The organism is Nitrosomonas oligotropha (genome assembly GCF_900106555.1).
GTDB classification, from domain to species: domain Bacteria; phylum Pseudomonadota; class Gammaproteobacteria; order Burkholderiales; family Nitrosomonadaceae; genus Nitrosomonas; species Nitrosomonas oligotropha_A.
The window spans coordinates 1-2,816 of the sequence record NZ_FNOE01000067.1; the positions used below are offsets into that span (position 1 = coordinate 1).

Annotated in this window: 2 protein-coding genes; both read left to right on the forward strand. The window is 48.8% G+C overall.

The window, feature by feature from the left end:
* Positions 1-121 precede the first annotated feature (121 nt).
* A complete protein-coding gene (gene epsL / locus BLU57_RS15530; RefSeq protein WP_256206340.1) occupies positions 122-1,408 on the forward strand; it encodes an XrtB/PEP-CTERM-associated polysaccharide biosynthesis outer membrane protein EpsL in 1,287 nt (428 codons plus the stop codon).
* Positions 1,405-2,816 (forward strand): undecaprenyl-phosphate glucose phosphotransferase (locus BLU57_RS15535; RefSeq protein WP_090322900.1); only part of this gene is annotated, 1,412 nt, incomplete at its 3' end. The genes epsL and BLU57_RS15535, both read left to right, overlap by 4 nt.

Genomic DNA, 2,816 nt, shown 5'->3' on the forward strand with positions numbered 1-2,816 from the left:
AAAAAGTGTTGTTAGAAATAATTTTATGAGAACATGATATGGGAAGGTTAGGTTCTGTCAAACGCATTGATTTTTGTCCACTGGAAACTCTAAGAATCTCAAGTTAATGAACCATCAATTCATGGAAGTTACATTTACTCGTATCGCTCAGTCCATTACGCCTATCGCAATCTGCTTCTCACGAGTCACCCGGCTGCAGGCTCTCACGGCTGCGGGGATGGTATTGCTGCTGTGCAGCCACACCGCATGGGCTGCTGCATTTGGCAAGCTGATACAGCCTTTCGGCAGCTATGGCTTTACTGCGGACGACAATATATTACGTTTGCGCACTAGCATGGATCCCGTGCCGCTGCTTGGCACAAGTAATCTGTTTGATATCACCCATCGTTTTACCGGCGGCGTGATGTTTGAGAAAGAAGTCGGGCGGCAACGCTTGAATGCAAATTTAAACTGGACTCATACCCGTTTTGAGAGATTCGATCAGATGAATAATAACCTGAAGAATTTCAGTGGCAGCTGGCATTGGTTTCTTGGCAACCGCCTGGAAGGTAATATGGGTGCAAGTTATGTGCAGTCGCTGGCGCCGTTTTTGTTTCAGCCGGGTATTAAAAATGTGAGAACCGAACAAACCGAATTTTTTAACGCCAGCTGGAGTCTCCATCCACGCTGGCGCTTGAATGGCGCTTATACCCGCTACGATCTTAATTCAATCAGCCCCAATTTGCGCTTTCTTAACCGTACTGAAGATCGCTTTGAAGGCGGGATCGATTTTGTGACATCGGGCAGAAATACCATCGGCGTGCTGTTTCGCAACATCATCGGTGATTTTCCGGTTCGTGTTCTGGCAGCCGATGGTTCATTAACGGACAATAGCTATAATCAGAAAGAGGCATTGGCAAAAATCAACTGGGCAGTATCCGCCAAATCGAATCTCTACGGAACGGGCGGATGGGTAGAGCGAACCAATGCAAGTTTCACAGCGCGTAATTTTAGCGGATTTAACGCCCGTCTGGCCTATAGCTGGCAACCGACCGATCGGGTTGGAATATCGGTGAGCGGGTGGCGTGAGACCGCTGCACTGCAGATGCTTACCGCCAGCTTCAGCCTTAACACCGGGGTCAGTGCTACACCGTATTGGGATATCACACGAAAAGTGAAACTCCAAGGAGATTTTTCCTATCAGGATCTGAAGTTTGATAACTTTTCAATTTTTACCGATTCATTCGCACCGATCGGAACACACAATACGCTTCGCAATGCCACGGTAAAACTCATATACGCCCCTTATCCCGGTTTGCAGCTCATGGCTTCGGTCTATCACAATGATTTACAAACCAATAACAGGTTGGGTGGATTTAACGCCAATGGCGCCAATATCAATCTGCAATACACGTACGGAAAACGATGACAGTTAACGATTTACCGATAGTAGCTTTTTTCAAGCATCTGCTCGATCCTTTTATCATCTGGAGCATGCTGATACTGACCGCCTGGTTATACGATGAAGATTTCACCAGTTACTACCTGGTGCTGGTCATCATTACCTTTTTCGTTTCCACCTACATTTACGAGCGCATTCTCATTTACCGCAATTGGCGCAAGGGGCGTTTGTTCGCCTATATGCGCGATACAGTGGTGGGTTGGCTGATGATTATCGCTATCCTGGTGTTTCTGGGATATGCCACCAAATTTCACAACCAATTTTCTCCGCAAGTGCTGCTGACCTGGTTCATCGTTACACCGTTGATGCTGATTGCAAGCCACATTACGGTGCGAAGCATTGTCACTAACTTATACAACAAGGGTAAGTTGCGTTCGGCGATCGTGATCGGAGCGAACGAAAACAGTTTGGCGTTCATCCGCCACATTGCCGAGCTGCCCTTTTTGCTGATCAGTTATCAAGGTTTCTTCGATGAGCGCAGCAGTTCGCGCATTGCTGGCAATTTCGGTTCTCAATCGGATGAACCGGCCGATCTTGCGGCAGCGACGGCTGTCAGCAGACCGGACGATTTCGGTTCGCGTTTGGGGGGATTGGACGATGTTGTACCTTATATCCAGAAGCATAATACCGAGATGGTTTTCATCAGTCTGCCGATGTCGTCTCAGCCGCGCATTCAGAAATTGATGGATGAGTTGCCGGATACCACATCGTCGATCTATTTTCTGCCTGATATTTATATCTTCGATTTGATGCAGGCGCGTTTCGAGTACATCGGCGATACGCCGGTCGTGGCCATGAACGAGTCGCCTTTCATCGGTGTCGACGGTGTGGTGAAAAGTATCAGCGACTTTATATTGGCTGTGCTGATCATTATTTTGCTATCACCCGTGATGGCGTGTATTGCCTTGGCGGTGAAAGTCACGTCGCCCGGCCCGGTGATCTTCAAGCAGCGCCGCTATGGTTTGAATGGCGAGGAAATCATCGTGTATAAGTTCCGTTCGATGACGGTGACCGAGGATGGCGCCACGATTCAACAAGCGAAACAGAATGATCAGCGCTTGACCAAAATCGGCGGCTTCCTGCGCCGCACGTCATTGGATGAGTTACCGCAATTCTTTAATGTGCTGGAAGGCAAAATGAGCATCGTCGGCCCGCGTCCGCATGCGGTGGCGCATAATGAGCTCTACCGCAAGCTGATCAAGGGTTATATGCTGCGTCATATGGCTAAACCCGGCATCACCGGCTGGGCCCAAGTCAACGGCTGGCGCGGTGAAACCGATGTGCTGGAAAAAATGAAAGCCCGCATCGAGCACGATCTCTATTACCTCAAAAACTGGTCCATCTGGCTCGACCTCTGGATCATCTTCAAAACCGT

What these genes read in the sequence shown, in the direction of transcription:
- epsL (WP_256206340.1), top strand. Translation starts at nt 122, where the DNA reads ATGGAAGTTACATTTACTCGTATCGCTCAGTCCATTACGCCTATCGCA.